Source organism: Photorhabdus caribbeanensis (assembly GCF_018448885.1).
GTDB classification, from domain to species: domain Bacteria; phylum Pseudomonadota; class Gammaproteobacteria; order Enterobacterales; family Enterobacteriaceae; genus Photorhabdus; species Photorhabdus caribbeanensis.
Map to the genome: position 1 here is coordinate 1 of NZ_RCWB01000129.1, position 712 is coordinate 712.

The following is a 712-nucleotide window of genomic DNA, read 5'->3' on the forward strand; positions in this document are numbered from 1 at the left end:
TTAACCAGTTGATACGTCCGATACGTTTTGTTCCGGGAGAAGGTGATTCCCTGCACTTCTATGGTGAAGGGCATTTTAATTCAACTTCCACCTTGGCCTGGTATGCCCGTTATGACCGGGGACCGCTGCATGTAACCCCTTTGAGAGGTGATCATCCGGCACTGGTCAGCGGGATCTGGCAAACCGATAGCCTGCCGGGCAAGCAGTACTTCTTTGCTCAGGGGGCGATGGCTTTTGATGTTGAAGGTGCAGAGACAGGTACAACTATCTGGCATCTGATACGGGAAGCGGCAAATATGTGGGAATAACAGATTATCCACCGACTCATAACTTACGGAGAAAATGATGGAAACTGTAGATGACTTTGCCCAGTTGAAATCACAACTGGCCGCGTTTACCTTCCTCAATGGCGATGGGCTGACTGTTTCTCGTCTTGGGATTTCTATCACTCTGTTTTTTAAGCAGGGCTACACTCAGGAGAAAAAACAGCGCATTCTGGCCTGTTATCGCCGCTTTCGTGAAGAGTTTGGCTCTCACTTGCGTTTTCACCGTCATGAGCTGAAAGGGTTAAGAAAATATTCACCGGAAAATATTGCCAAAGTGGAAGAAGGCATTCTTAGCCAGAAAAAAAACCAGCCTTGTGGTTGGGTCGTCAGTGATGCTAAAAATGAAGATGAGGCACCTCGTTATCTGATGCGTTATCTGGATTCCG

Annotated in this window: 1 protein-coding gene and 1 pseudogene; both read left to right on the forward strand. The window is 47.6% G+C overall.

What is annotated here, in order from left to right; all coding sequences use genetic code 11:
* Positions 1–308: pseudogene (locus EAE90_RS23300) on the forward strand (DUF3396 domain-containing protein); the annotation flags it as partial.
* 37 nt (positions 309–345) lie between these two features.
* The coding region (locus EAE90_RS23305) for a type VI immunity family protein (RefSeq protein WP_339921822.1) at positions 346–712 on the forward strand (367 nt) is incomplete at its 3' end.